The sequence below is a fragment of the Streptomyces sp. NPDC059456 genome, assembly GCF_042750055.1.
In the GTDB taxonomy this organism is placed as follows: domain Bacteria; phylum Actinomycetota; class Actinomycetes; order Streptomycetales; family Streptomycetaceae; genus Streptomyces.
This window is the reverse complement of record NZ_JBHYVA010000639.1, coordinates 1-4,884: the sequence shown is the minus strand read 5'-3', so window position 1 is coordinate 4,884 and position 4,884 is coordinate 1. Positions and strand designations below refer to the sequence as shown.

4 protein-coding genes and 1 pseudogene are annotated in these 4,884 nt (G+C 75.1%); 3 read left to right on the top strand and 2 right to left on the bottom strand.

Annotation, left to right across the window (positions count from 1 at the left end; all coding sequences use genetic code 11):
* Positions 1 to 327 precede the first annotated feature (327 nt).
* Positions 328 to 711, bottom strand: coding sequence for an RNA-binding S4 domain-containing protein (locus ACFXA3_RS35345; protein ID WP_385193940.1), 384 nt, complete (start codon positions 709 to 711; stop codon positions 328 to 330).
* A 134-nt stretch (positions 712 to 845) separates the two neighbouring features.
* Here ACFXA3_RS35345 and ACFXA3_RS35340 point away from each other — a divergent pair, with 134 nt between their 5' ends.
* The 3 genes from ACFXA3_RS35340 to ACFXA3_RS35330 all read left to right on the top strand — a co-directional run bounded on the left by ACFXA3_RS35340 (position 846) and on the right by ACFXA3_RS35330 (position 4,342).
* Positions 846 to 1,241, top strand: coding sequence for a molybdopterin-binding protein (locus tag ACFXA3_RS35340; RefSeq protein WP_385193937.1), 396 nt, complete (start codon positions 846 to 848; stop codon positions 1,239 to 1,241).
* A 112-nt stretch (positions 1,242 to 1,353) separates the two neighbouring features.
* Entirely contained in the window at positions 1,354 to 2,175 is an 822-nt protein-coding gene (gene modA / locus ACFXA3_RS35335; protein WP_385193935.1) for a molybdate ABC transporter substrate-binding protein, read from the top strand.
* A gap of 205 nt (positions 2,176 to 2,380) precedes the next feature.
* Positions 2,381 to 4,342: an ABC transporter permease gene (locus ACFXA3_RS35330; RefSeq protein ID WP_385193932.1), complete on the top strand. Its 1,962-nt coding sequence runs from the start codon at positions 2,381 to 2,383 to the stop codon at positions 4,340 to 4,342.
* Here the strand turns inward: ACFXA3_RS35330 and ACFXA3_RS35325 are convergent.
* Positions 4,339 to 4,884 (bottom strand): annotated as a pseudogene (locus ACFXA3_RS35325) (hypothetical protein); the annotation flags it as partial. The gene ACFXA3_RS35330 and the pseudogene ACFXA3_RS35325 sit on opposite strands and share 4 nt — an antisense overlap.

The following is a 4,884-nucleotide window of genomic DNA, read 5'->3' as shown; positions in this document are numbered from 1 at the left end:
GGCGAGCAGGGACTCGGCGTCGTGCCTGCCGTCGGCGTAGGCGAAGCGGTGGGTCACCGGCGTGACCGTGGCGTTGGCGAGCTGCTCGGGTTCGGCGAACGAGTGCACGGCGACCGGGCCGCGGCGACCGCCGACTCGGCGGCGACCGGCGACTCGGCGGCCGGTCCGCGGCGGTCAACGGGTCGGCGGCGACCGGCGGCTCCGCGGCGGCAGGCGGCTCGGCGGCGACCGGCCGGCGTCAGCGGCGGCAGGCGGCTCGGCCACGGTCAGCGACTCGGCGGCGGGTCCGCGGCGGCGCGTCCGCCGCAGCGAACGGGGCGGCGGCGGTCAGCGGCCGCGGAGGGATTCGATTTCGCGGCGGTCGCGCTTCGTCGGGCGGCCCGTGCCGCGGTCGCGGACGCCGACCACCTCGGCCTCGATGCGCGTCGGCACGGGCGGGCTGTTGTCGACGAAGCATTCCGCGGCCACCGGCGCACCCACCCGCTTCGTCACGGGCTGCTTGACCACGACGATGCGCTCGCGCCCCGCGTGGAACAGCCGTACCTCGTCCCCCGCCCGCACCGGCTGCGCCGGCTTGGCGCGTTCGCCGTTGACCTTCACATGGCCCGCCCGGCAGGCGGTCGCCGCGACCGAGCGGGTCTTCGTCAGGCGGACCGACCAGATCCAGGCGTCCACCCGGGCGGTTCCCGTTCCCGTTGCTTCATCAGCCATGCCAGAACTTTAGCGAGCCGCCCCCGCGGAACCGGAACGCATTTTGGCGGATTTGCCAAGAGGCATCGCATCTGCCATGTGCATCATCCCAAACGAATTGCAAATGCGGGACGCGTGCCCCTACCTTGTCGCTCATGCAGTCCTACACCATCGGACAGGCGGCGCGCCTGCTGGGCGTGAGCCCGGACACCGCCCGCCGCTGGGCCGACGCCGGCCGGGTCGCGACCCATCGCGACGACGCCGGCCGGCGACTGATCGACGGCCGCGACCTGGCCGCATTCTCCGTGGAGATGGGCCAGGGCGCCCACGCCGAGGACGACGAGCCCTACACCTCGGCCCGCAACGCGTTCCCCGGAATCGTCACCGCAGTCAAGCTCGGTGACGTCGCCGCCCAGGTCGAGATCCAGGCAGGTCCGCACCGCCTGGTCTCCCTCCTCACCCGTGAGGCCGTCGAGGAGCTCGGACTGGAGGTCGGCATGCAGGCCACCGCCCGCGTGAAGTCCACCAGCGTGCACATCGACCGCACCTGACCGTCCAGCACCAGCACGCGTCCCCACCCGCTCCGCCCGTCACCGGCGCGGGTCACCACCGCGCGGAACCGGCACCCGGCCGGCCGCCGACCCGACCGAGGAGCACCAGCTCATGTCCCCGATACTGAACCGCCGCAGCGCCGTCTCCGCGGCGCTGACCGCCGCCCTCCTCGTGCCCGCGCTGGCCGCCTGCGGCAGCAGCGACGACAAGGCCTCCGACACCGGGGCTTCGGCTTCCGCCTCAGCCCCTGCCTCCGCCGGGGCCAAGGCCGCGAACCTGACCGTCCTGGCGGCCTCCTCGCTCACCGACGTCTTCAAGACCGCGGGCGCCGCGTACGAGAAGGCGCACCCCGGCACGAAGGTGACCTTCTCCTTCGCCGGCTCCCAGGAGCTCGCCGCCCAGGTGAAGCAGGGCGCCCCGGCCGACGCGCTGGTTACCGCCGACACCAAGACGATGGACGGGCTCAAGGCCGAGACCAACGACCCGTCGATCATCGCCAAGAACCGTCTGGTCATCGCGACCGGCAAGGGCAACCCCTTCAAGGTCGACGAGCTGAAGGACCTGGCCGACAGCAAGATCAAGGTCGTGCTCGCCGCGCCCGAGGTCCCGGTCGGCCGTTACAGCAAGCAGATCCTCGACGCGCAGAAGATCGAGGTGAAGCCGGTCTCCCAGGAGGCCAACGTGCGCGCCGTACTGAGCAAGGTCGAGCTCGGCGAGGCCGACGCCGGCCTCGTCTACAAGACCGACTCCGCGAAGTCCGGTGACAAGGTCGTCAACGTGGACATCCCGGACGACCAGAACGCCGTCGCCTCCTACCCGGCCGCGACCCTGAAGTCGTCCAAGAACGCCGAGGCCGCCGCCGCGTTCGTGGCCTGGCTGAGCAGCCCCGAGGCGCAGAAGATCCTCCAGGACGCGGGCTTCCAGAAGGCGTAACCGGCTGCGCAGCCGGAAAGATCGAGAGGGACTGCCCGGTCCGGGGGGACGGGCGGTCCCTTCGGCATGTCGCCCGCCGGTCCCCCGTGTCCGCGTAGCCGCGTAGCCGCGTAGCCGCGTAGCCGCGTAGCCGCGTAGCCGCGTAGCCGCGTATGCACGTATCCCCGTGTCCGCGTATCCACCCACGCCCCAGCCAGGAACCCACATGAGCAGACCCCGCACCCGGCCCCCCGTGACCCTGGCGCTCCCCGCGCTGCTCGCCGTCGCGTTCCTGCTGCTGCCCCTGATCGGCATCCTCAGCCGCACCCAGTGGAGCGAGCTCGGCGCCCATCTCACCAGCCCGGGTGTGGTCGAGGCGCTGCGCCTGTCCCTCTTCGTTTCGCTGTGGGCCCTCGGCCTCTCGCTGCTCCTGGGCGTGCCGCTGGCCTGGCTGCTGGCCCGGGTCCCGTTCAAGGGGAAGGCGTTCGTCCGCTCGTTGGTGCTGCTGCCGATGGTGCTGCCGCCGACGGTCGGCGGTGTGGCCCTGCTGCTCGGCTTCGGCCGGCGCGGCCTGCTCGGGCCCTGGCTGGAGGGCACGTTCGGGATCACGCTGCCCTTCCACACCTCGGGCGCCGTCGTGGCGGCCACCTTCGTCGCCATGCCCTTCCTCGTCATCAGCCTGGAGGGTGCGCTCGGCGGCCTCAAGCAGAGCTACGAGGAGACCGCCGCCTCCCTCGGGGCCTCGCCGGTGCGGGTGTTCTTCACCGTGACGCTGCCCATGGTGGCGCCCGGGCTGGTCGCGGGCGCGGCGCTGACCTGGGCCCGCGCGCTCGGCGAATTCGGCGCGACCATCACCTTCGCGGGCAACCTGCCCGGGACGACCCAGACCCTGCCGCTCCAGGTCTACCTGCTGCTTCAGGACGCGCCGGAGGCCGCCACCTCGGTCTCCCTGCTGCTGCTCGTGATCGCCATGGCCGTGCTGATCGCCCTGCGCGGCCGCTGGACCGGCACCCCGGTCACGGCCCGGCCCGCCGGGGCACCGCGCACGCCGCAGCAGGCCGAGGCGGCCGCGGCGCCCGCAGGCCCGGCCCCGGCCCCGGACCCGGAGCTCGACCCGGCCCCGGGTCTGCCCGCCGCCCCCCGGGACGGCGGCCACTGGCCCCTGCACGCCGAGGTCACCGGCTTCAACGAGCTCACCCTCGACGCCGACCCCGGCACCACCATCGCCGTCGTCGGCGAGAACGGCGCCGGCAAGACCACCCTGCTGCGCGCCCTCCTGGGCCTCACCCCGCGCGCCCACGCCGAACTCCGGCTCGGCGACACCGATGTCACCGCCCTGCCCCCGCACGAGCGCCAGGTCGCCTGCGTCCCGCAGGACGGCGCCCTCTTCCCGCATCTGACCGCCCTGGCCAACACCGCCTACGGACTGCGCGCCCGCCGGGTGCCGCGCGCCGCGGCCCGCCGCGAGGCGCAGCTGTGGCTGGACCGGCTCGGCGTCGGTCATCTCGCCTCCCGCAAGCCCGCCCAGCTCTCCGGTGGCCAGGCCCAGCGCGTCGCCCTGGCCCGCGCCCTGGCCGCCCGGCCCCGCCTGCTGCTCCTCGACGAGCCCCTCGCCGCGCTCGACCAGACCACCCGGGCCCGGGTCCGCCACACCCTGCGCACGCACCTGGCCGGCTTCGGCGGTGTCTGCCTCATCGTCACGCACGACCCCGTCGAGGCGGTCTCCCTCGCCGACCGGGTCCTGGTCCTCGCCGACGGGCGCACCCTCCAGGACGCCCCGCCCTCCGAGGTCACCCGCCACCCCCGCTCGCCCTGGGTCGCCCGGATGCGGGGCCGCAACGCCTGGCCCGGCACCGCCTCGGCCGACGGCCTCGTCCTGGCGGGCGGCGGACGGCTGGTGGTGGCGGACGCGCTGCCCGAGGGCGCCCGGGCGCTGGCGATCATCGGCCCGGAGGCGGTGTCGGTCCACCGCGAGCGCCCGGCGGGCAGTCCCCGCAACGTCTGGCAGGGCTCCGTACGGGAGATCACCGCGGTCGGGAGCCGGCTGCGCGTGCTGGTGGCCTCGGGCGAGGCCCCCGACCTGGTCGCGGAGATCACCCCGGAGGCCGCGGCCGAACTCGGCCTGGTCGACGGCTCGAAGGTGTGGACGAGCGTGAAGGCCACCGAGGTCACGCTCGTCCGGCTCTAGGGCTTTCCGGTCGCCGCGCCGGGTGGCCGGACGGTGAGCCAGTCCCCCTCGGCGAAGGCGTCGACGCCGACGACGGTCCGGCCGGTGCGCGGGGCCCCGACGCAGAGGACGCCCTCGGAGCGGCCGGCCGTGAAGGCGGGGGCGCCGAGGGTGATCACGGCAGCCCGTTTCCCGGTGGTGCGCCGGAACCCGGCGAGCAGGTGCGCCGTCAGGGCCGTTTCCTTGCGGTCCACGGTGGTCGGCGCATACGCCTGTACGACGGCCAGCGCGCCCGTGGCCGGCTCCCGGGCGGCGGCCGCCAGAGCCTCGCGCAGGGCCCGCATCCGGTCCAGACCGCCGCCGCCCACCGTGGGCCGGGTGGTGTCGAGCGGCAGGAACCGCACCCCGCGGTGGCCGAAGGCCGGCCCGTCGGCGCCGGTCAGCACGAAGTCGGCGCCCGCGCCGGCGCTCCCCCCGCGGGGCCCGGGGGCGCGGGCGCCGGGGTGCCGCCCGGGCCGCGCCCCCCCCCCCGCCCCCCCCCCCCCCCCCCGGGGCCCGGCGGC

What these genes read in the sequence shown, in the direction of transcription:
- modA (WP_385193935.1), top strand. Translation starts at nt 1,354, where the DNA reads ATGTCCCCGATACTGAACCGCCGCAGCGCCGTCTCCGCGGCGCTGACC.
- ACFXA3_RS35345 (WP_385193940.1), bottom strand. Translation starts at nt 711, where the DNA reads ATGGCTGATGAAGCAACGGGAACGGGAACCGCCCGGGTGGACGCCTGG.
- ACFXA3_RS35340 (WP_385193937.1), top strand. Translation starts at nt 846, where the DNA reads ATGCAGTCCTACACCATCGGACAGGCGGCGCGCCTGCTGGGCGTGAGC.
- ACFXA3_RS35330 (WP_385193932.1), top strand. Translation starts at nt 2,381, where the DNA reads ATGAGCAGACCCCGCACCCGGCCCCCCGTGACCCTGGCGCTCCCCGCG.